The 22036-nt window shown below is 67.3% G+C and carries 19 protein-coding genes, 1 tRNA gene and 1 pseudogene; 5 read left to right on the top strand and 16 right to left on the bottom strand.

The annotated features are described in order from the left end of the window. Positions 1–37 precede the first annotated feature (37 nt). Positions 38–637 (top strand): cysteine hydrolase family protein, encoded by a 600-nt coding sequence (locus IEW98_RS14235; protein WP_188763884.1) that lies wholly within the window; start codon positions 38–40, stop codon positions 635–637. A gap of 10 nt (positions 638–647) precedes the next feature. Here the strand turns inward: IEW98_RS14235 and speD are convergent, their stop codons facing one another. From speD to IEW98_RS14175, 12 genes are all read right to left on the bottom strand, one after another. After that, positions 648–1037, bottom strand: coding sequence for an adenosylmethionine decarboxylase (gene speD, locus IEW98_RS14230; protein WP_188763882.1), 390 nt, complete (start codon positions 1035–1037; stop codon positions 648–650). After that, the gene (locus IEW98_RS14225) at positions 1034–2626 is read right to left on the bottom strand and encodes an FAD-dependent oxidoreductase (protein ID WP_243450785.1); all 1593 of its coding nucleotides are present in this window, start codon (positions 2624–2626) and stop codon (positions 1034–1036) included. Before IEW98_RS14225 ends, speD begins: the two co-directional genes overlap by 4 nt. Continuing rightward, entirely contained in the window at positions 2626–4149 is a 1524-nt protein-coding gene (locus IEW98_RS14220) for a polyamine aminopropyltransferase (RefSeq protein WP_188763878.1), read from the bottom strand. Before IEW98_RS14220 ends, IEW98_RS14225 begins: the two co-directional genes overlap by 1 nt. After that, positions 4142–4351 (bottom strand): DUF350 domain-containing protein, encoded by a 210-nt coding sequence (locus tag IEW98_RS14215; protein ID WP_188763876.1) that lies wholly within the window; start codon positions 4349–4351, stop codon positions 4142–4144. The genes IEW98_RS14220 and IEW98_RS14215 overlap by 8 nt, the downstream gene beginning before the upstream one ends. Before the next feature lie 42 nt (positions 4352–4393). Then, positions 4394–4570 carry a hypothetical protein gene (locus IEW98_RS14210; protein WP_188763874.1) on the bottom strand — a complete coding sequence of 59 codons (177 nt, stop codon included), beginning with the start codon at positions 4568–4570 and terminating at the stop codon, positions 4394–4396. Then, complete coding sequence (locus tag IEW98_RS14205; RefSeq protein WP_188763872.1) at positions 4567–5802, bottom strand: DUF4178 domain-containing protein; 1236 nt, start codon at positions 5800–5802, stop codon at positions 4567–4569. The genes IEW98_RS14210 and IEW98_RS14205 overlap by 4 nt, the downstream gene beginning before the upstream one ends. Next, positions 5799–6479, bottom strand: a complete 681-nt coding sequence (locus tag IEW98_RS14200) for a DUF4178 domain-containing protein (RefSeq protein ID WP_188763870.1) — start codon at positions 6477–6479, stop codon at positions 5799–5801. The genes IEW98_RS14205 and IEW98_RS14200 overlap by 4 nt, the downstream gene beginning before the upstream one ends. Positions 6480–6570: 91 nt before the next feature. Continuing rightward, on the bottom strand, positions 6571–7557 hold the full coding sequence (locus tag IEW98_RS14195; RefSeq protein ID WP_188763868.1) for an SPFH domain-containing protein: 987 nt from the start codon (positions 7555–7557) through the stop codon (positions 6571–6573). A 61-nt stretch (positions 7558–7618) separates the two neighbouring features. Continuing rightward, on the bottom strand, positions 7619–10384 hold the full coding sequence (locus IEW98_RS14190; protein ID WP_188763866.1) for a porin family protein: 2766 nt from the start codon (positions 10382–10384) through the stop codon (positions 7619–7621). Between the two features lie 99 nt (positions 10385–10483). Further along, positions 10484–11584: an FAD-dependent monooxygenase gene (locus IEW98_RS14185; RefSeq protein ID WP_188763864.1), complete on the bottom strand. Its 1101-nt coding sequence runs from the start codon at positions 11582–11584 to the stop codon at positions 10484–10486. Next, positions 11581–12291, bottom strand: coding sequence for a methyltransferase domain-containing protein (locus tag IEW98_RS14180; RefSeq protein ID WP_207792582.1), 711 nt, complete (start codon positions 12289–12291; stop codon positions 11581–11583). The genes IEW98_RS14185 and IEW98_RS14180 overlap by 4 nt, the downstream gene beginning before the upstream one ends. Continuing rightward, positions 12288–13382, bottom strand: coding sequence for a type III polyketide synthase (locus IEW98_RS14175; protein ID WP_188763862.1), 1095 nt, complete (start codon positions 13380–13382; stop codon positions 12288–12290). The genes IEW98_RS14180 and IEW98_RS14175 overlap by 4 nt, the downstream gene beginning before the upstream one ends. Positions 13383–13464: 82 nt before the next feature. Between IEW98_RS14175 and IEW98_RS14170 the strand changes: the two genes are divergently transcribed. Then, positions 13465–14352, top strand: coding sequence for a P1 family peptidase (locus IEW98_RS14170; protein WP_188763860.1), 888 nt, complete (start codon positions 13465–13467; stop codon positions 14350–14352). Between the two features lie 121 nt (positions 14353–14473). Here the strand turns inward: IEW98_RS14170 and IEW98_RS14165 are convergent, their stop codons facing one another. Further along, positions 14474–15046 (bottom strand): hypothetical protein, encoded by a 573-nt coding sequence (locus tag IEW98_RS14165; protein WP_188763858.1) that lies wholly within the window; start codon positions 15044–15046, stop codon positions 14474–14476. An 80-nt stretch (positions 15047–15126) separates the two neighbouring features. Between IEW98_RS14165 and IEW98_RS14160 the strand changes: the two genes are divergently transcribed. From IEW98_RS14160 to IEW98_RS14150, 3 genes are all read left to right on the top strand, one after another. Continuing rightward, a tRNA-Arg gene (locus IEW98_RS14160) sits at positions 15127–15203 on the top strand. A gap of 298 nt (positions 15204–15501) precedes the next feature. Further along, positions 15502–17439, top strand: a complete 1938-nt coding sequence (locus IEW98_RS14155) for a DEAD/DEAH box helicase (RefSeq protein WP_188763857.1) — start codon at positions 15502–15504, stop codon at positions 17437–17439. Between the two features lie 3 nt (positions 17440–17442). Next, complete coding sequence (locus tag IEW98_RS14150) at positions 17443–17898, top strand: YaiI/YqxD family protein (RefSeq protein WP_188763855.1); 456 nt, start codon at positions 17443–17445, stop codon at positions 17896–17898. Between the two features lie 182 nt (positions 17899–18080). Here IEW98_RS14150 and IEW98_RS14145 read toward each other — a convergent pair whose 3' ends face one another. The 3 genes and pseudogenes from IEW98_RS14145 to IEW98_RS14140 form a co-directional block, all read right to left on the bottom strand. Next, on the bottom strand, positions 18081–19046 hold the full coding sequence (locus IEW98_RS14145; protein ID WP_188763853.1) for an alpha/beta hydrolase: 966 nt from the start codon (positions 19044–19046) through the stop codon (positions 18081–18083). Positions 19047–19113: 67 nt separating this feature from the next. Continuing rightward, on the bottom strand, positions 19114–19839 hold the full coding sequence (locus IEW98_RS16805) for a TonB-dependent receptor domain-containing protein (protein WP_279380378.1): 726 nt from the start codon (positions 19837–19839) through the stop codon (positions 19114–19116). Beyond that, positions 19812–21935 (bottom strand): annotated as a pseudogene (locus tag IEW98_RS14140) (TonB-dependent receptor); the annotation flags it as partial. The pseudogene IEW98_RS14140 and the gene IEW98_RS16805, both read right to left, overlap by 28 nt. Positions 21936–22036: the final 101 nt, after the last annotated feature.

Raw genomic sequence — 22036 nt, 5'->3', positions numbered from 1 at the left:
ATCCGCCGGCGCCGCGGACTCGCAAGGAGAATTCGCGATGAACCCGAAAAACACTGCGCTGGTGCTGATCGAGTACCAGAATGACTTCGTCAAGGAAGGCGGCGCCCTCCACGACGGTGTCAAGGACGTGATGGCGAGCACCGACATGTTTACCCTCAGCCAGCATCTGTTGCAGGCGGCACGCGAGGCCGGCGTCTGCATCATGCACGTGCCGATTTCCTTTGCGCCCGGCTATCCCGAAATTCCCGCCGAACCCTATGGCATCCTCGCCGGCATCGTCGCATCGGCGGCATTCAAGAAGGGCGGCTGGGGCGCCGAAATCGTCGACGAGATGAAGCCGCAGGGTTATGACATCGTCATCGAGGGCAAGCGCGGACTCGACTGTTTTGCCAGCACCAACCTCGACTTCATCCTCCGGGCGCGAGGCATCACCGATGTCGCCATCGCCGGTTTCCTGACCAACTGCTGCGTCGAATCGACGATGCGGTCGGCATATGAGCGCGGTTACCAGGTGGCGACGATCACCGATTGCACCGCGACTCTCAGCGAGGAAGAACAGCAGATGGCGGTCGCCAAGGACTTCGCGATGTTCTCGCGGCCGATGTCGCACACGGCGTTCCTGGCGGCGCTGGAGTAAACATATACTGTCACCCCGGGCTGACAGGAAATTGGATATGGCCTGCGGTCGAGGCCATGCCGCGGGTGAAGATATGGCTGGTCACCGATTCGGCTTCCAACGCTGTCACCAGTGCCGACAGCGCGCCCTTGATGTCATGGGCTGCCCCGCACAGGAAGATGTCGATGGCGGCGTAGCCATGTTCGGGCCAGCTGTGGATCGAGATATGCGATTCGGCGAGCAAGGCGACGCCGGTAACGCCTTGGGCCGGGCCGAAATGGTGGAGGCGGATGTCGACCAGCGTGGCGCAGGCGGCGGCGACAGCGGCGCGCAGCGCGGCCTCGATGGCGGCTGGGTCGGCGAGGTGTTGGCAGCCGTAGAGATCGGCGAGCAGGTGGGTGCCGTTGGGGGTGACCGTCATGCGGTGTGGACCGATACATGCGCGAAACCGAGGTGGGTCATGGCGGCTTCGGCGGCGGTGCTGCCGCGGAAATGGGCTTCCTCGAAGATGGAGAGCCCGCTGAGGTCGGAATGGGCGTTGAATAGCGGCGGCGCCGATTTTGCGGCGTTTTCGCGTGCGCCGCCGAAGAAGAAGCCGGGGACCGGGCGGACCATGGCATGGCCCCAGCGCCAGACGTCGATGCGGCGGATGGCGCCGGCAAGATCGGGATTCATCGCCATCAAATCGTCATGGACGATCCGCTGCCAATCGGCCAGCGGGCGATCGGTCATCAGGGTGCGCGCTGTGGCGGGCGTCATGTCGGACAGCGCCGTGTACCAGGTCAGCACGGTCGGCCCCGGCACGGCGGCGAGGCCCTGGTGGGTGGCGACGACATAGCCGAGCGAATCGCTGGTGGCCGAGACATTGTCCCAGGCGAGCTTGGCACCCTGCCCTGCCGGCAGGCGATCAGCGGTGACGTTGGCGACGACCCATGGCGAATAGCCGAAACCTTTTGCCGAGGCGCCCGCGACGACATGCGCGGCGACGAAGCGGGGCAACGCGATGATGGCGGCGTCGGCAAGGATGCGGATGCGGCGGCGGTTGGCGACATCGAGCGCGTCGATTTGGGCGCCGTCACCGCTGGTGCGGACAGCGGCGACGACGATGCCGGGTTCGATATGGCCGGCAACGCGGCGCGCCATCGCGGCGGCGAGATAGCCGTTGCCCGCCGGCCAGGTGAGCACCGCATCGCCGGCGCAATTCGCCGCTTCACCGCGCCGGGCGGCGAAATAATGGATGCCCGCCCAAGCCGAGACTTCGCCGGGCTCGGTGCCGTATTCGTCGCGGGTGCAATAGCGGAGGTGGGCGCGCAGCGTCGGGGTGGACCAGCCTCGCGCGTCGAGCCAGGCGGTGAAGCTCAGTGCGTCGAGGGCGCGCAGGTCGGGATCGCGGCTGCTCAGGTCCATCGGGATGGCGAAGGCCCGGCGACCGTCGCTGGTCTTGTGATCGCGGAAGCGGTCCATGGCGGCGAAAAACGCGGCGAGGTCGGCGCGGTCGGCGTCGGGGACGATTGCGGGGATCAGGCCCTCCTGCCAGCGCCCGAGGTGGAGGATGCGTTCCTCGGGGTCGGCAACAATCTGATAGGGGTCGAAGACGGGCTTGCCGCCCTGCCAGCCGGTAATGGTGCCAATACGCTCGAGGAAATGGCGGACGCCCGATGATTCGGGGTTGGGGATCGGCAAATAGTGCGCGCCGAGCGGATAGGCCGAGACGGCATTGCGGCCGGCACGCGAGTTTCCGCCGGCGCTGTCCTCGAGCTCGAACAGGCGGAAGTCGCGGTGGCCGGCCTCGGCGAGGGTGAAGGCGGCGCTGAGCCCGGCGATACCGCCGCCGATGATGGCAATTTTGGTACGACGGGTTTCGGCGGGGGTGCCGGCGGCGAACGGGGTGCGGAGCAGATGCCCGCGTGCCATGTCGGCGCCCGACAGGGTGCCGGGGAGAGCGCCAAGAAAGCTGCAGCCCGGAACGGCGAGTGCGGGCGTCGCCAGCAGGGAACGGCGGGTCAGCATCAGCCTTCCACCCGGCTCCATTCGGCGTCGAAGGCGCGGACCAACGCCTGGTTGTCGAGACGGTTCACCGGCGTCGGCCGGCGCGCCATGTCGGGCGGAAAATCGAACGCCAGCGCCGCGGTGCGCGGGGTGAGGAACCGCAGGCCGGGCGGCAGGGCGACAGCGTCGGCGATGGCCCCGTGCGCGGCGAGGATGAAGCCCCATTCGCCGAAGCTGGGCACATAGGCGTGGTAGCCGCGCGTCGTCAGCCCGGCCGCCTCGAGGGTGGTGGCGACGGTCCAATAGGCGTTGGGGGCGACCAGCGGCGAGGTGCTCTGCACGACCGCGATGCCGCCCGGCGCGATGGCGCGCGCCAGCTCGCGGTAGAGGCTGAGGGTGTAGAGCTTGCCGATCGAAAAGTTCGTCGGATCGGGGAAATCGACGATGACGGCGCCGAAGCGGCGCTGGTTGGCACGCAGCCACACGAACGCGTCGGCGTTGACGATGATCAGTTTCGGCGAGCGCAGGGCGTTGCCGTTGAGCGCCGCCAGCATCGGCGCATCGGTGAACAGCCGGGTCATCGCCGGGTCGAGATCGACGAGGGTGATCGACCGGACGCCCGGATATTTGAGGACCTCGCGCGCGGCGAGGCCGTCGCCGCCGCCGAGGATGAGCACGTTTGCGGGATGGGCGATGCGGCCGAGCGCCGGGTGGACGAGGGCCTCGTGGTAGCGATATTCGTCGCGGCTCGAAAATTGCAGGTTGCCGTTCAGGAACAGCCGCACATCGTCGTTCCGGCGGGTCAGCACGATGCGCTGGTAGGGGGTCGAGACGGCGTGGATGATCGGCGCCTGATAGGCGGCGACCTCGGCGAGGCGTTGCAGGCGTTCGGCGCTGAACAGCCCGGCGACGAGCGCGATGGCGACGAGGATGCCGGCCGCCATCTCGCCGCGGAGTCTCGACGCCTGGGGGAGCATCCACAGCATCGCCAGCGCGACGCCGACATTGGCGAGGCCGAACAGGAAGCCGGTGCGGATCAGGCCGAGATGGGGGACGAGGACGAGCGGGAACAGCAGCGACGCGGCGAGGGCGCCGATATAGTCGAAGGTCAGGACTTTCGAGACCAGGTCGCCGAATTCGAGGCGGTCCTTGAGGATGCGCATGAGCAGCGGGATCTCGAGGCCGACGAGAGTGCCGATGATCAGGACGAGGCCGTAAAGCGGCAGCCGGAAATCGCCGACGCGGTCGAAGAGCAGGAACAGCAATGCCGCCGAGCTGCCGCCAATCGCCGCGATGAGGATTTCGGTGCGGACGAAGACAGCGAGCTCGTTGGCGGTGACGTAGCGCGAGAGCCACGCGCCGATGCCCATGGCAAACAGATAGGTGCCGATGACGGTCGAGAATTGCGTGACGCTGTCGCCGAGCAAATAGCTGGCGAGGGTGCCGGCGAGGAGTTCGTAGACCAGCCCGCAGGTGGCGACGACAAAGGCCGAAAACAGCAGCACCGGCGCCAGGTCGCGGGCGCCGGTGGGGGCATCAGCCATGTATGGCACTGCCGATGATGATCGCGAGCCCGATCGCGACCGCGCCGGCGAGGATGGCGAGCGCGATGTTGCCGCGCTCGGCGATTTCTTTCCAGACGTCGGTCGGGGTCAGCCAGTCCCAGATGCGGAAACCAAGGACGAAGATGACGATACCGACGAACGCATAGAGCAGCGACGCGGCGAAAACGGACAGGCTGAGCATCGGGCGTCCTCCTTTGGTGCGGGGCCCCCTGCCCCGGGTGAATTATTTGTGCCGTGGACCGGAGCTGCCGCCACCGAACCCGCCGAAGAAGAAGAACCCGCCGCGACCGCCGGGCCCGCCGCCCTGCGCAAATGGCGAATAGCCGCGATCGACGGCCAAGGCGAACAGCGCGACGACGGCGAGGCACCAGAGCGCGAACAGGATGTTGGTGAACTTCACCAGGTCGTGTCCCGGTCGGGGCCGGCGCCGCTGCTGTAAAGGCGCCACGCGCGCCATGCCGGGCCGATGGCGAGCATGATCGCAGCGAACAGGAACAGGCCGCCGAAGCCGGTATCGCGGACGATGCCTATGGTGACGGCGACGGAGGGCTGCGATCCGCCGAACGAACCGCCCCATTGCTTGGCGCGCGCCTCGACGACGAGGTCGTAGCTGCCGCGCGGGATGCTGGCGAACAATGATGCGGGGCGCTTGTCGCCTTCGGACCAATTGCCGTCCGCATCGCTGCCGCTGTAGTATTCGGCGGTGGCGCTGGCTTCGAAGCGTTGCTGGGTGCGGCGCTCGACAAGCGCGTAGCCGAGGTCGACCCAGGCGTTTTCGACCTCGGTGGTGGCGCGGACCTCGACGGCGCTGCTGCGGCGCTGGATTTCGACCGGGCCGATGACGCGGGTGATGGCCGGGCCTTCGGGTTCGAGCAGCAGCGTATCCTGCGCAATGAGTTGCGAAGCCGGCGCGGCAACCAGCACGACAAGGAGCGCGGCGAAGCCGATGGCGGCAATGATCAGGCTGTGGACGAAGTCACGCCAGGCGGTGTTGGCGGTCTTGCCGGCGCCGAGCGGCGGGGTGAGGCCGAACGCCTTGCCGACCGTGCCGGGGGGCAAGTCCTTGAGCTGGGTCCAGCTCGATTCCTGTGCATTGTCCTCGCGTGACAGGCTGGTCCCGCCGGCGCTGTAGTCGGTGGCGGCGACCGTCTCGCCGACGCTGACGCGCCAGTAGAATTCGCCGACGACGAAATCGACCCGCGCGTTATAGGGGTCGCTGCCGCGATAGGCATCGCCGTCCAGGAGGGCGGTACCGCCGTCGAGGCGCGGCAGGCGATCGAGCGCCTGGCCGAGGCGCCAATTGCCCTCGACATGGATGAGGAAGCGATAGCCGCTCCACGGGTTGAAGAGCAGATACTCTTCCCATTCGACGTCGTCGCCGCTGCGTTCGAGATAGCCGACGACCTCCCATTCGATGCCGTCGAGACTGCCGCGCGAGCCCAGCGGGATCAGTGGCCGGGCGAGGGCGGCGTTGCTGCGCTCGATGAGGGTGAGGACGGGATCAGCGGCGTCAAGTGTGCTGCCGCAATTGCCGCAGATGACGGAGACGGTGAGCCCGGCGGCGCGGACAATGATCGGCGCGCCGCAATTGGGGCAGGTCAGCGCGCGGGGAGCGCCGGGGTCGTCCTTCACGCGGCGGCCCAGGCCGGCGGGGGCCAGCCTTCGATCTTGCGCAGGTTGCGTAGTTGCAGGTCGGACAGCGCCACGTAGCGGCCGACATAGGCGGAGACGTTGTCGCCGTGTTTCTGCACGCTGGCACAGCCGCCGGCGCCGTCGATCATGTCGACGCTGAAGACGGTTTCGCCCTTGGGTGCGGCGAAGGGCAGTTCGCCGTCGCTGCCGACGACGGTCGCCGGGCGGGCGTCGGTGATCGCATAGGAACTGCCGGCGAGATCGGCGCCGTCGCCGGGGGTGAGGGGTTCGCCCCAGGCCACCGCCTTGAGGATGGGGTCACCGACGGCGTCGATGCGGCGGGTCAGCATGTAGCGGCCCATCGCTTCGGCGAGCCAGCCGTGGCTGCCGTCCGCGAACAGCGCCAGCCATTCGGTCCAGCCGCCCATGATTTGTTCGCCCTCACTCCAGCTCCAGCGGACACGGCCGATGAGCTCGAAGCTTGCGCCGTTATGGACGCCGGTGGTGCCGATCTGGAGCGGGCTGATGGTGTCGGGGACGGTGGCGGCGGTGCCCATGATCGACAGGACATCGCCGCTGCGCAGGATCGTGCTGCGGCAGAAGTCGCAGACGATGACAGAGAGGCCGATCGAGCGGAAGGTGATTTCGGCGCCGCAGTTCGGGCAGAGCGTGGTCATTTTCGGCGGGATGGAAGGAAGATACCCGCCCCCGACCCCTCCCTAGAAGTAGGGAGGGGGGAAGAAAAGAGAGGCTCCCCCAAGTTCGGCATCAGATTTTCGCGAGGAGCGCGGCTTTCTTGGCGTCGAACTCGGCTTGGGTGATGGCACCGGCGGTCATCAGGGTGTGGAGCTTGCCGATCACGACGAAAGGGTCCTCGGCTGGTGCTGCGGCGGCGGGAGCTGCGCTTTGCAGCCCGCCCGACATCGCCGAACCGATCGCCATGCCGGCCGCCGCACTGGCGCCGATGCCGGCCACGCCGCCCTGGTTGGCGGCTGCAACGCTGATGCTCTCGGCGGCCTGGAACTTGGTATAGGCGTCTAGGTCACCCAGCGCGCGGATCGACGAGGATTTGTCGATCGCGGCCTGGACTTCCTCGGGCAGCGACAGGCTTTCGACGTAGAAGCTGGAGAGCGCGAGGCCATATTGCTCGAACGCCGGGGCGATGGCGGCCTTGAGCGTGTCGGACAACAGGGTCTGGTTGGCGGCGAGATCGAGAAACGGCACCTCGCCCGCGCCCAGCTTGGCGGCGAGGCCGGTGGCAATCGCGGCGCGGAGTTGAGGTTCGACTTCGTCGACGGTGTAGCGCTCGAGGTTGCCCATCAGCGTATCGAAGAATTTTGCCGGGTCGGCGATGGCGAAACCATAGCGGCCGAAAGCCCGCAAACGGATCGTGCCGAAATCCTTGTCGCGCAGGGTGATCGGCTGGGTGGTGCCCCATTTCCGGTCGATCTGCTGGCGCAGCGAGAAGAAATAGACGTCGGACTTGAACGGCGCCTGGAAGCCTGTCTTCCAGTTTTCGAGCGACGACAGCAGCGGCAGCGTCGCTGTATCGAGGGTGTGCTGGCCGGCGCCGAAGCGGTCGGCGACCTGGCCCTCGGTCATGAAGATTGCCGCCTGCCCTTCGCGGACGGTCAGTTGCCCGCCGTGCTGGATCTCGCGGTCGGCGATCGGGTAGCGCACCCCGAGCACGCCGGGTTCGTCGGTCCAGTCGATGACGTCGACCAGCTGCTTCCTGAAGAAATCACCGAGTCCCACCGCATGTCTCCCAAACGCTGCAGCGAGAAATAGTGAGGAGCGGGCGCGTTGCAAGCCTCGACTAGAAAAACAGTTTCCGAAACGACAGCGTTACCGTGCGGCCGAGCGGGTCGATGATGTCGCGCTGATAGTTGATCGGAACGACGCCCTCGCGGTCGCGGACGTTTAGCCGGGCGTCGGCGATATTGTCGATGCCGAGGCTGATCCGGCTGCCGCGAAAAAATGGCGCCTTGGCGACCAGGCTGCGGCGCTGTCCGAGATCGGCGAACAGCCGCAGGTTAACGGTCGCGAGGCTCGAGAAGAACAGGTCGTCGGGCGAGGTGGTGGCGCCGGTCGGATCGCGCAGCACGCTGGTGGCGCTTTGCCAATTGACGCTGAGCCGGGCGCCGAGGCCGTTCTTGCCGATGCCGGCGCGCGCCTCGATCTCGTGGCGGGGTTCGCCGCCGCTGTTACCCGTCGCCGAGCCGTTGAGCAGGTCGAGCACCGGCACGCCGTCGCGGATGACGAGCTGTTCCTGGAGATGCCAGGTGTGGAAGATCGACAGTTGCAGCCGGCCATCGAGGCCGCCCCGACCGCCGGGGCGACCGCCGCCCGGGCCGCCGGGGCCGCCGAAACCGCCCGCGGGGCGATCGCCGCGTGAGCCAGCGGCGCTAGGACCGCCCGGCGCGCCGGGTGCGCCCCCTGCGGCGCGCTGCGCCTCGAAGGCGGCGCGGCGGGTGGCCGCGGCGTCGCGCTCGGCCTTGCTGGGTTCGAGCGGTTCGGAGAAATTGATCCCCCAGCGCAATTCCTGCCGGTCCGAGCTGACGAAATTGACCGGGCGATTGTCGATCTGCAACAGCCGGCCCTCGCCGTCGCGGATGAAGCGCCCCGGAAAGGCGGCCTCGAGTTCGGCGGTTGCGGTCGGGAAGGCGGCGATCGAGTTGTCGATATGGCTGTCGACGAAATTGGCGATGAGCGTCAGGTCGGCACCGCTCAGCGGCTTGATCGTCGCGCCGAGCTTGAAGACGCGGCGGTTGTCGGCAACGAGCGTGGGGTTGCCGCCGTCGACGCGCGAGATATCGACCGTGGTGCCGGCGATGAAATCGAAGACACGGACATTGGGCGTCACCTGGGTGGGGTTGCCGAGCTGCTGGATCGTCGGCGCGCCTTCTTCATGGGTGGCCGAGGCGATCAGGCTGATGGAGTCGATCGGTCGCCAGGTCAGGCCATAGCCGATGGTGCGCAGCGTGCCGAAATCGGACAATTGGTCATAGGCGATGTTGAGATTGGCCGACAGATTGCCGATGGCCGACAGCGTATCGTTGCGGACGCTGGCGATGGGCAGGTCGAAATTGCCCTGAAAATTGCCCTGCGTCCGCGACAGGCTGGTGGTGTTGTAGATCCCCAGCCAGCGCGATTCCGACCCGATGCTGCGCGCCGAGCCGCCGAACTTGAAGGTCGCGGTCAGGTCGCCGGCCGGCAGCGCGAACAGCGAGCCGTTGGTGACGATATCGGCGTCGGCGACATCGGTATTGCTCTTGGCGATGTCTTGGACAAGTGCGCCGGTGACAGCTTGCGGGCCGAACGGGTTGAGGCTGGTGTTGCCCACCAGGATGCGGTTCTGCACGGCCAGCAGGTCGAGCCTGCGGTCGGTCAGCTGGTCGCTTTCGGAATGGCTGTAGTTGGCAGTGACGTTCCAGTTCCAGGTGTCGACGCGGCCGTTGATCGCAGTGCCGATGCGGCCGGTCCAGCTGTCGCTCGATCGCACCAGCGCCCCGGTGCCATAGCGGTTGAGCGTCGTATCGACCGAGAACGGCGAATAGGGGTTGGCGGCGGGCAGGACCAACACGACCGCCGGCAGGCCGAGGCGGCTTTCGCTGCTCGTCGATTCGAACCCGGCGGTGATCGTCGCCGGCGTGTCGCCGATGGCGCCGGCATAGACGCCGCCGAACTTGAGCGCGCGAGTTTCGGGCAACAGCGAGCGGTATTGCGAAATGTCGGTGACATTGGCGTTGTTGGCGCCGGGGACGAAACTGGGCAGGCCGGGAGCGCCGCCGGCGGCACCGGCGGGGACCCCGGCGACCGTGACGACCGTGCCGGCGAGTGCACTCAGGCTCGGGTCGATCTCGTCGCCGACGCGAGCGGCAGTGATGTTGCCGGCAAGGTCGTACGGCCGGCGCAGGCGCACCGGCAGGATGTCGCGCTCGCTTTCAAGGAGCATGGTGTCGATGGTGTATTCGCCCTCGATGCTCATGCGGACACCCTTGCGGATGCGCAGGATATTGCCCTTGGCCTCGTAGCTGCTGCGCCCGCCGGCAGTGGGCCCGCCGAATTCGACCTCACTGGTCAGCGCGCGGAAACGCTCGCGGAGGACGAAGTTCACGACGCGCTGGTCGGCGCGATAGCCGTATTTGAGCGCGACTTCCTCGGGCAGGATATCGATGCGTTCGATCGCTTCGGGCGGGATGGTGCGGATTTCGGCAAAGCTCGAGATGCGCTTGCCGTTGACGAGGGTGACCGGCCCGGCGCCGTCGCGGCCGCGCCCGCTGGTGGTTTGCGGGGCAAGCACGGCGAGAAGTTCCTCGATGCTGCCGGCGCCGATGGCGCGAATGTCCGATGGCCCGAGCTGCACTTCGGGGGCGATATCACCGAGCACGGTACCGCGCTGGCGCTGCGCGGTGACGGTGATCTCGTCATCCTCGACATCGTCGGGATTTGCCGCGGCGGCGGCAGCGGGTGCTGTATCGGGAGCCGTCTGGGCATGGAGCGGAACCGCGATGAACGCTGCCAGCCAGAGCGGGGAGAGGGCCCGTGACCCAGCGACCCCGGGGGACTTGCCGAGACTCATGCTGATGCGATTCCCAAGCCGATGCGGTGGTGCCGGCACGTCCTTAACGAAAGGGGACGGTGGAATCCCCCGAAACTGTTTGAATGACGATATAATTTATCAGGCGCCGGCGCGGGCGACCGCCGATGTCTCGACGCGCGTCCAGCGGGCGAGTGCCGACAGCGCGGCGGGAACGGCAGCGAGACCGGCGACGAGGGCAAACCGCCCGGCGCGGGTGCCGGCAAAGCGTTGCACGGCGATGGCGAGGCGGACCTGCCGGGACACGTCGCGGCGCAGGCGGGCCTGAAAGTGGTGCGGCGCGGCACCGGCGGCGAGCATGTCGGCGGCGAGGCGCCCGCCGTGGAGGGCCATCGCCATGCCGTCGCCGCAGAAGCTGGGGATGACGGCAGCCTGGTCGCCGAGCCGCCAGATCGGGTCGCCGGCGGCGGGGGTCGCGAGATAGCCATAGGGGACGGCGGCGATGGTCAGGGGCCTGGGCAGCAGCGGCTCGGCATCGGCGAGCAAGGCGAGACCGGGTTCGCGGACGAGCGCGGCGAACAGGGCTTCCCAGCTACCAGCGCCCTTGAAGCGGGCACGATCGACGAGCAGGCACAGGTTGAGCCTCCCGCCCTCGACGCATTGCAGCCCGGCATAGCCGCCATCGAAGGCGGTGACAGTAACCGCGCCGGCGAGCGCGCGCGACAGCGCCGGGGTCGTGCGGAAGAATTGCTTGAAGCCGATCAGGTCGGCGATCGTGCCGGCGGGGTCGCGCGCCTCGCCGCGGAGTTCGTGCTTGCCGGTGGCGAGAATGACCGGGCCGCGGCCGATCTCGCCCTCGGCGGTGACGACGCGGCCCTCGTCGATATGCCGAACGCTGATGCCGCGCCGAATCTCCGCCCCGGCGGCGGCAGCGTGGTCGAGCAGCGCCGCATCGAGGCTGCGGCGGGTGATGCCGGTGGCGACGAACGGCAGCCGCGCCTCGGCGGTGCGGCCACCCACATGAAGCCGCATGGTGTCGATACGCGCGCCGCCGAGCCGCGCGACATCGAAGCCGATGGCAGCAAGGTGACGCGAGGCTTCGACGCTGAGAAATTCGCCGCAGATCTTGTCGTGGGCGCCGGGCTCGCGCTCGAGCAGGACCGGCGCGTGGCCAAGCTGCGCCAGCCGGGTCGCCACGCTGCCGCCCGCCAGACCGCCGCCGATGATGACCGGCTGCATCATTTCAGGCGCCCGACGCCCCAGCGGAAGGGAATGTGCCAGCGGATTGCGACTGGTGGTTGCGTAAGCCCGGCAGCAGTCAGCAGCCGGTCCCAATCGGCACGGACGAAGGCGCGCCGCACCGACAGCGCGCCATCGTGCCGGACGATCGGATGCCAGCCGAGCGCGTTCGAGAGCAGGCCGAAGCCCGCCCAGGCAATCGGGTGGCGGTGGAGATCGTTGATGAACCAGCCGCGCGCCGCCGTCGCCTCCATCCAGCGCAGAAAGGCGGTCAGCTCGTCGTCCTCCATGTGGTGCGCCACGAGCGACGAGATGATGAAATCGGGCGTGAAATCGAGCTGCGCAGCATCGCCGGTCAAAAATTCGATGCCGAGGTCAGGCCCCGTTGCCGCTTCCGCGACCGGAGCACTGCGCGGGTTGAGATCGACGCCGACCAGCCGCGCGGCTTTGCCGTTCCTGCGCGCCCAATGGGCGATCGCCCTCAACATGTCACCATGGCCGAACCCGATATCGACGAGGCTGAAACTGCCCGAATCGCGCGTTGCCCGCCCCAGCCACGCCAGCGTCGGCCGCCGCGCCAGCGTGACGGTGTTGACGCGGGCAAGATCGGCGATCAGCGCCGCGTACGTCGCCGGGTCGAGATCCTCGGCGTCCATCCGCTCCGGCAAGGTCGTCCGGCGCCGAAAATCGATGGGTTCGGCGGGACTCATACAGCCGTGAAGCGGAAGCTTTCGGCAGCGAGCCCCGGCCCGAAGGCGACACCGAAGCCCTTTGAGGCCTTTTCCACATTGCCGCCGACCTGTCCCATGATCCTGTCCAGCACGAACATCAGCGTCGCTGACGACATGTTGCCGAAATCCTTGAGCACGCCGCGCGACCAGTGCAGCGCGTCCCCCGGCAAGCCGAAACCGCTCTCGACCGCATCGAGGATCGTCCGCCCGCCGGCATGGACCGCCCACACATCATAGTCCGCCACCTGCGTCCCGCGCAGCAGCCCCTCGCCGTCGTTGCGCTCGGCTTCGTACTTCAGCGCCCGCTGGATGCGCCCGGGCACCTCCCCCGACAAATGCATGTCGAAGCCCTGGTCGCCGATCCGCCAGGTGATCGCCTCGGCCGAATCGGCAATCGTCGTCGATCGGAAATCATTGAGCGCTAGCCCGGTTTCGTCGGCCGTCACCAGCGCCGCCGAACAGCCGTCGCCGAACAACAGCATCGACAGCAATTGCTCGATATTGCCGGTTTCCTGGAAATGCAGCGTGCACAGTTCGAGGTTGACGACCAGCACCCGCGCCGCCGGATCCGATCGCACGAAATGATGCGCCAGCCGCAGCGAATTGACCGCCGCATAACAGCCCATGAAGCCGACGACCGTCCGCTCGACCCCCGGATTGAGCCCCGCCGCCTTGACGATCAACTGGTCGATTCCCGGCGCGATGAACCCCGTGCACGACGCCACCACCAAATGCGTGATCCGCTCGCGCTCGCCCTCGAGCCCCAGCGCGTCGAGCGCATCGGCGGCAATCATCGGCGCGGTCTTTTCGAACCGCGCCATGCGCGCCGCCGTACTCGGAAACTTGCCCGGTGTATAAAAGCCCTCGGTGTCCGCCTCGAAGCCATCGGGGTTGGTCACCGGCTCGAAATAGGAAAAGCGGTGGTCGATGCCGGCGCGGCCGACCATGCGCTTGAAGATTAGCTCCGAGCGGCGATCGTCGATCATGCCGCCGACGAAGCGCACGAATGCGTCATGAACATCGTTGGGCGGGACGGCGGTGCCGATGCGGTTGATGTGCGCGGTTACCATCAATATCTCCCGTCCTGGGGTTTACCTGCGCTTCGGACGAGGAAGTTGCAAGGCGGCGCACGGTCACTGCTATACGGTGGGAATGAACGATCGTTTCAGCGATGTGCCGGGGGTCCGGGTCGGCCATGCCCATGACAGGCATGTAAACACCGGCGTGACGGTCATCGTTCCGTTGGCACCGGCCGTGATGGCGGTCGATGTCCGCGGCGGCGGGCCGGGGACGCGCGAGACTGATGCGCTCGATCCGTCGACACTGGTCGAGCGCGTCCACGGCCTGTCGCTGTCGGGCGGCACGGTGTTCGGCCTCGCCGCCGCCGACGAACTCGTGCTGTGCCTGTCCGCGGCGGGGATCGGCCTGCCGATGCGGCCGGGCTTGCCGCCGGTGCCGGTGGTGCCGGGCGCGATCCTGTTCGACCTGGCCAACGGCGGCGACAAGGACTGGGGCAACGACCCCCCCTATCGGCGGCTGGCGCGGGCGGCGTTCGCGGCGCTGGGCTACGGAGACGAGAGTGGCCGCGTCGGCGCGGGGCACGGCGCCCGTGCCGGCAGCCGGGCGGGCGGCACCGGCAGCGTGTCGGCGGTCCTGAGCACCGGGCACGTCATCGGCGCGCTCGTCGCGGTCAACTGCTTCGGCGAGGTTTACGATGGCGCGCCGCCCGAGGGCGCGGTGCCGATGCCGAAGCTGGGGCGTGTCGAGGGTCTCGCCCGGCAGAACACCTGCATTGGCGCGGTGGCGACCGATGCGCCGCTGACCCGGGCGCAGGCGCGGCGGGTGGCGATGATGGCGCAGGACGGCCTCGCCCGCGCCATCCGGCCGATCCATTCGCCGTTCGACGGCGATGCGATCTTCGTGATCTCGACCGCGCCCGAGACCGGCAGCGGCAGCGATCCGGTGCTGCTGACCGAGATCGGCACGATCGCGGCGGACCTGGTGGCGCGCGCGGTACGACGCGGCGTTGCCGAGGCTTGAAGCGACCCTAAAAACAGTTCGTCATGCTGAACTTGTTTCAGCATCCATCGCGCCTCAGGCGAGCGCGTGCCAGCCGCACACTGGATGCTGAAACAAGTTCAGCATGACGATCCCACGAACCCTAATACCCGACCTGCGCCCGATCCGCCTCCAGGGTCACAATCCGCGCCCGCAGCCCGGCAATTCGCTCCCGATACGCCTCGGTCGCCGCACGCCCGGCCAGATCATCCTCCATCGCATCGAGCGCCTTGTCCTGCACCGCCAGCGGCAAGAACAGCGTCTCGAACCGGCTGCGCTCGACTTCGGCTTCGGTCGCGGCATTCGAATCGTCCGCCTTGCCCGCGGCGGCAGCCAGCGCAGTTCGCAACGCGCGGCGCTGGGCCGGAAACGCCGCCGCCACCTCGGCAATCGCCTTGTCGATGGCATCGAGCCGCGAAACCGTATCTGCCGGCGCCGGCGGCAATGCCACCGCAACCGGCGGCGGCGCGGGCGGCGCGATCATGTCCTGCCCGCAGCCGGCACACGCCCCCAGCGGTGTCCGCGGCACCAGCGGCGAGATTTCGCCCGCCCGCGGCGCCAGCGTCGGCCATTTGCCGTCGCGGTTCATTCCCGAGCAGCCGGAAAGCGCCAGCGCTCCTATGATGGAGACAAGCGCGACGGGCGCGCGAACCGGCTGGACGAGAGTAAATCGCATATAAATGCTGCTATCCTCCGCTGCCCGGTCACGCAAGCTGTTGCCAAGCCCGGAAACCTACCGTATGTGGCGCCTTCTTCGCGCCCGTAGCTCAGCTGGATAGAGCATCAGACTACGAATCTGAGGGTCGGACGTTCGAATCGTTCCGGGCGCACCATTTTCCTGTTTCGAGTGCCAGCTTACGCTTGCCCCCGTTTTTTCGTGTTTTCGGATTTCGGTCCGGATGGGGCACACTTCTTCCAACCTTGCTGGTTGAACGTCCGGAGATACTCCGGCTTCGGCGCCATAGGCGCTCTTCGGCGAACCGGGATATCGTCTGGCCTTGGGATGGCCGACGAGCCTTGGTGTCCAAGCGAAGAGTCCTGTGCCGCCGCCCCGGCGCAGAACCGCCGCACGGCAAATTATCGGGCGTGTCGAGGCCTGGCGCATCAGCCCCGGGCCAGGAGTCCTGTCCCATGTCTATCGAAACACAGTCGTTCGAGAACGAATCCATCCCCGCCGAAACCGCGCCAGTCGAAGCCAAGGCAGTCGAAACCAAGGCCGCCGAAACTGTAGCCGTCGAAGCCGCCCCCCAAGCCGCACCGGTCGTCGTGTCGCCTTTTGCAAGCCTGCCCACCCTGCTTTCCGAAGCGCTCGCCGCGCGCGGCTACGAGGCCCCCACCCCGGTCCAGGCCGCCGTCATGAAGCCCGAAGCCGAAGGCCGCGACCTTATCGTCTCGGCACAGACCGGCTCGGGCAAGACCGTCGCCTTCGGTGTCGCCATGGCACCGCAGCTGCTCGGCGCCGACGGCCGCACCGATCGCCCCGGCGCCCCGCTGGCGCTGGTCATCGCACCGACCCGCGAGCTGGCGCTGCAGGTCAGCCGCGAGCTGATCTGGCTGTACGGCAAGACCGGCGCGCGCATTGCTACCTGCGTCGGCGGCATGGACGCCAGCAAGGAGCGCAAGATGCTCGGCCAGGGTGCGCACATCGTCGTCGGGACCCCGGGCCGCCTGCGGGATCACCTCGAGCGCGGCGCGCTGCAGCTCGGCCAGGTCAAGGTCGCCATCCTCGACGAAGCCGATGAAATGCTCGACATGGGCTTTCGTGACGATCTCGAGCAGATCCTCGACGCCACCCCCGATGCCCGCCGCACCTTCATGTTCTCGGCAACGATGCCCAAGCCCATCGTGGCGCTGGCGAAGCGTTACCAGAAGGACGCATTGCGCATCTCGACGGTCGGCGAGGATCGCGGCCACGGCGACATCAGCTACCAGGCGATCACCGTCGCCCCCGCCGACATCGAGAACGCCGTCGTCAACCTGCTGCGTTTCCACGAAGCCCCGACGGCAATGCTGTTCTGCGCCACCCGCGACAATGTCCGTCATCTTCACGCCAGCCTGATCGAGCGCGGCTTCGACGCCGTCGCGCTGTCGGGCGAGCATAGCCAGTCCGAGCGCAACCAGGCGTTGCAGGCGCTTCGTGACCGCCGCGCGCGGATCTGCGTCGCCACCGATGTCGCCTCGCGCGGCATCGATCTGCCGAACCTGTCGCTGGTCATCCACGTCGAGCTGCCGCGCGATGCCGAAATCCTCCAGCATCGTTCGGGCCGCACCGGACGCGCCGGCAAGAAGGGCACCGCGATCCTGATCGTGCCGTATCCGGCGCGCCGCCGCGTCGATGGCATGCTCCGCGGCGCACGCATCAACGCCGAATGGCTGCCGGTGCCGACGACTGCCGACATTCGCCGCAACGATCATGACCGGCTGCTGTCGGCCTTGATGGAAGTGCCGACCGAGATCGACGACGAGGATCGCGCGCTGGCCGATCGTCTGCTCGCCGAACGCAGCCCGCAGGATATCGCCGCGGCGCTCGTCCGGATGCACCGCTCCAAGATGCCCGCTGTCGAGGAGCTGATCGACAACAGCGGTCCGCCGCAGCGCGGCGAACGGCCGTCCCCGAGCGATGGCCCGCGCCCGGGCTTCGAAGAAACCGTCTGGTTCCGCATGGACGTCGGCCGCCGCCTCAACGCCGATCCGCGCTGGATCCTTCCGCTGATCTGCCGCCGTGGCCATGTCACCAAGACCGAGATCGGCGCCATCAAGATCGGGCCGGAAGAAACCATGTTCGAGATCCCGCGCTCGATTGCGGATCGGTTCTCCGACGCCTTGCACCGCACCGAGGGCGAGGATCGCTCGCCCGAAGGCGGCATCCGCATCATCCCGGCCAACGGCCCGCCGCCGCGCCAGGGTGCCGGCCCGCGTTCGGGTGCCGGGGCAGGTGCCAGGCCGAACCGCCCGGTGCTGGTGCGTCCGATCGGTGCGAACGGCTTTGCCAAGGGCCCCGGCCCCCATGCCGGACCACGCCCCGGCCCGGCAAATCCGCAGCAGCGCGGCAAGTTCCGGCAGGGCTGACCGATGCGGGTGCTCGTCGATGCCGACGCCTGCCCGGTAAAGGATGAAATCTACCGCGTCGCCATCCGGCACGCGGTAGCGGTCACGGTCGTTTCGAACAGCGGCATGCGCATGCCCGGCCATCCGTTGGTCGGGCAGGTCATGGTCAGCGACGGCTTCGACGCCGCCGACGACTGGATCGCCGAAAATAGCGGCGCGGATGCGGTGGTGATTACCGGCGACATCCTGCTGGCCGACCGCTGCCTGAAGGCGGGCGCGGTCGTTCTCGGCCACAACGGCCGGGCGTTTACGGCCAATTCGATCGGCTCGGCGATTGCCGTACGCGCCATCATGGCCGACCTGCGCGCCGGCGGCGACGTCATCCCCGGCGGCGCGGCAGCCTTCAGCAAGGCCGACCGGTCGCGCTTCGTGCAGGCGCTCGATGCCGCACTGGTCGCGGGGTTGCGGCGCGGCGCCTAACCCGGAACTCTGTCCTACACGCCCCAATTGGGCTATCCATCGTCAGGCTGTCACGACCCGCTCTTTGAAATTGCCGGATACGAATCGCCGCTCGCGCAGAAAAGCGTGAAAGCGGAAAATGTGGAAAATGTTAAGGATTGCGACCGGCTTCGAAGCCTGGCCTGCCAACCTGCCAAGTCAGCTTAAACAAGCCCCATCGTCGCCGCCCAGGCCATGAACAGGTCGGGCCAGGCCGCAGCAGGTTTGCCCATGGCCTTGTTCAGCCCGAATCCGTGGCCGCCGTGCGTAAACAGATGCGTTTCGACCGGAATGCCGCGGGCTCGCAGGGCCGCGCGGAGCAGCAGGCTATTCTCGACCGGCACGACATTATCGTCCTCGGCGTGGACAAGAAAGTGCGGCGGCGCGTTGGCGGGCACGTTGAGATGCGGGCTGTGCGCCGCCTCGAGCGCCGTGTCGCCGCCGATGAGCAACTGGCGCGAGCCGGGGTGGGCGACGGGCAGCGACATCGAGACGACGGGATAGATCGGCGCCGCCAGCAGCGGCCGCGGCGACAGGCGATCGGCGGCATCGACAGGCTTGTAGGTAGCAGTCGCAAAGCGCGCGCCGAGATCGGCACAGACATGCCCGCCGGCCGAAAAGCCCAGCGCACCGACCCGCTGCGGATCGACGCCATAGTCGGCGGCACGGTGGCGGATCAGCCGGATGGCGCGCTGGGCATCCGAGAGCGCCACATCGGGTCCGGCGGCCCAGCCATCGCCCGGCAGGCGGTAGAACAGTATGAATGCGGTGACGCCGCGCGCCGCCAGCCAGCGCCCCAGTTCATAGCCCTCCCGGTCGACGACCACCCATTTGTAGCCGCCGCCCGGCGTGATCAGCATGGCGGCACCGTTGGGTCGCAGCGGCCGGAACACCACCAGCCGCGGTCGTGAGATACCGCCGACGGCGCGGTCGGTAAGCTGGGCATCGGTACTGCGCTCGGTGACGATCTCGGTCGGCATCGACTTCGGGCCGCCGGGCGCGCCTTTCGGCCAGAGGTCGAGGGTTTCCAGCGGTGCCGGCAGCCCGGCGACGGTCTTGCCGCTGGGCGGCGGCGTCTGTGCCGCCGCCGGGGCTGCGAGGGCTGCGAGCAGGAGATGGCGGCGGTTCATGCTGACGCCTTTTAGCCGAACGGCGCCGAGCCGAAAGCCCCTCCCCGCCGGGGAGGGGGCGAACCGGTCAGTATTTGAAGCGGACACCGAAGTAGAATTGACGACCGGTGTGGTGATAGACGCTGAGCCGATCGGCGGCGCTGTCGATATACTGGTCGATATACTGGTCGGTCAGGTTGATCGCCTCGAGCGTCAGGCTGATGTTTTCGTTGAACTTCACCGACGCCGACATGTCGACGTTGACAGTGCCGTGGGTGCCTTCGACGTCGTTGAAGGTCGGCTGTCCCGAATTGGCGTTGAAGACCGGCCCGGCGCCAGGAGCGACGCCGTTGCGGCCAGGAACTGCGGTCAAATAGCCGCTGCGATACGACACCGAGCCGCGCACCGAGAAGACATCGTCCTCGTAGTAAAGCGTGCCGTTGGCGCTGTGCTTCGACAGGTTGACGAGCGGCTGGATGACGACCGGCGCGCCGATGGCGTTGGCGAGCGGATACTCGATTTCGGAATCGACGAAGGTGTAGTTGAGCTGGACGCCGAAGTTCGACCAGCTGCCGGGCAAGAAGCTGAACGGCGTCTGCAGACCGACCTCGAGGCCCTTGAGCGAGCCGCCCTTGCTGTTCGCCGGCTGGGTGACGGTGAACAGGTCGGTCGGCAACACGCCGGTGCCGGCGAGCAGCGAATCCGGCAGGCCGAGCTGATTGAACGGCACTTGCTGGGTGGTGGTGGCGACGAAGCTCGAGATGTCCTTGTAGACAGGCCAAGCGTCAGAGCCGCGCCCTTGCCGAAATACCATTCGGCACCAAGGTTATAGTCGGTGGCGCGGGTCGGATCGACGTAAGGGTTGCCGAGCGACAGCGTGCGGTTGCCACCGCTGATCGAGAACGAGCCGCCCGGATTTACCGTGCCGATGTTGGGCCGCGCCATGACCCGGGCGACGGCGGCGCGCAGGACGACATCCTCGGCGACATCGACGCTGAGGTTGGCCGATGGCAGCCAGCTGCCATAGCTGCGCTCGACTTCGATGAGCTGGAAACCCGGCGCGACGGGGGTGTTCTGGTAACCCGTCGATACCTGCTTGGTATCGACATAGCGAACGCCGGCGTCGCCGCGAACCCGAAGGCCGGCGATCTCGCCGTCATAGACGACCTGTCCGAAGCCGCCGAGGCTGCGCTCGGATACAGTGGTGAAATTGCCCCGGGCACTGGCGTTGGTGATGCCCGTCAATGCGAACCGGCCGGTGTTGGAATAGATGCCGACGACGCTGGCAAAGGCATCGATGTTGGGCACGACGAAGCTGGCGGGCGAGCCGCCGAGCGCCGTGTTCGGGCTGAACGAATAGATATTGGTCAGGCCCGGCAGCTGCCCGGGCGCCAGTAGCCCCGCAACATCGGTTTCGCTGGTGCGGCGGTATTCCTGCGAGCTGTAGCCGTATTTTTTCCAGTCGCCGCCGACGCGAAGCTTGAACGTGTCGGTGGCGTCGAATTCGAGCTGTGCCCGTGCGACCTTGAAATCATTGTCGACATATTGCGGGCGCAGGCGAATTTCCCCCAGCGCATATCGCGTCGCGTCGGCAACGTTGAGGTTGCCATAGTTGAGGGTCGGCGACCGGGTGGTGAAGTCGTAGCTATAGCCCTGGACGTTGGCGACATCGAGCGCGATCGTGGTCTGGATCGGGTTCGAAAACGCCGATTTGGAGTAACCGCCGAGCAGGTCGAGGCGGACGCGATCGCCGAATTCCTGATGCAGCGAGCCCGTATACTGCTGGAATTCGGTTTCGAGCTCGTCGTAACGCGATTCGACGCGGACATCTACGTTGTTGAAACTGCCGCTGACGAGGCTGTTGTTGGCGTCGACGACGGCGCCGGGCAGGATGACGGTGTCCTGCTTGCCGCCGGCACCGCGGCTGAACGAAATCGCCTCGAGATATTGTTCCGCGCGCTTCGATTTGAAGGTTGCATATAGCGCGTCGAAGCTGAGCAGGGTCGCGTCGGTCGGCTGGAACTGGACCGATCCGGTCAGGCCCAAGCGTTCGGTTTCATAGCGATAGCTGTCGTAGCGCGGGATGCGGGGTGCGAAAAAGGCATAGCCCTGCTGGGCGCCGTTGGGCAGCGCCGAGCCCGGGGCAAAGGCGCCTGTTGGGCGCGGTGTAGCGGGGCCGTTGTCGGTGCCGCGTTCCCAGCGCACGGTGGACAGGCCTTCCTCCGCAATGCCGCGCTTGGAATAGGCGGCGGAAAGCAGGATGCCAATCTTGCCGTCGGCGAATTTTTTCGAGATCAGGCCGGCGAACTTGGGATCGACCGAGTTGGAGAGGTCGTTGATGCCGATCTGGGCCGAGCCGGCGACGGTGAAGTCGTCCTTGTAGTCGAACGGGCGCGCCGTCATCAGGTCGACGGTGGCGCCGAGCGAGCCTTCTTCGATGTCGGCCGAGGCCGATTTGCGGACCGTGATCGAGTTGAATAGTTCGGATGCGAAGACGTTGAAATCGAAGGAGCGGCTGCGGTTGGCACCGCCGCTGGCGTCGGCGCCGCCGGTCGTCGACAGGCCCTCGATGCCGTTGATGCGGACGCGGGTGAAGGTCGGCCCGAGGCCGCGGACGGTGATGTTGCGGCCTTCGCCCTGGTCGCGGGTGATGGTGACGCCGGGGATACGCTGGATCGATTCAGCGAGATTGTTGTCGGGGAAGTCGGCGATGTCTTCGGCGCGAACTACGTCAACGATGCCAATGGCTTCGCGTTTGTCATTGAGGGCGCCGGCGAGCGAGGCGCGGTAGCCGGTGACGAGAATTTCATCATCAAGTGGCGCGCTGGCGACTGGGGTGGCGGCTTGCTGGGCGCTGGCCGAGCCGATCGCGACGACCGACAGTGAGGCACAGCTCAAAAGTCGAATCATGTATTTGCTGCTGGTGTTGGTCATTTCGCTCTCCCCGAGTGCCGCCAGGCCGCATGACACCGGTTACCCCGGGCTGCGGCATTGATATTTAATGACTTTGG

It is taken from the genome of Sandarakinorhabdus glacialis, from assembly GCF_014643455.1.
GTDB classification, from domain to species: Bacteria; Pseudomonadota; Alphaproteobacteria; order Sphingomonadales; family Sphingomonadaceae; genus Sandarakinorhabdus; species Sandarakinorhabdus glacialis.
This window is presented reverse-complemented; position numbering and strand designations above follow the sequence as displayed.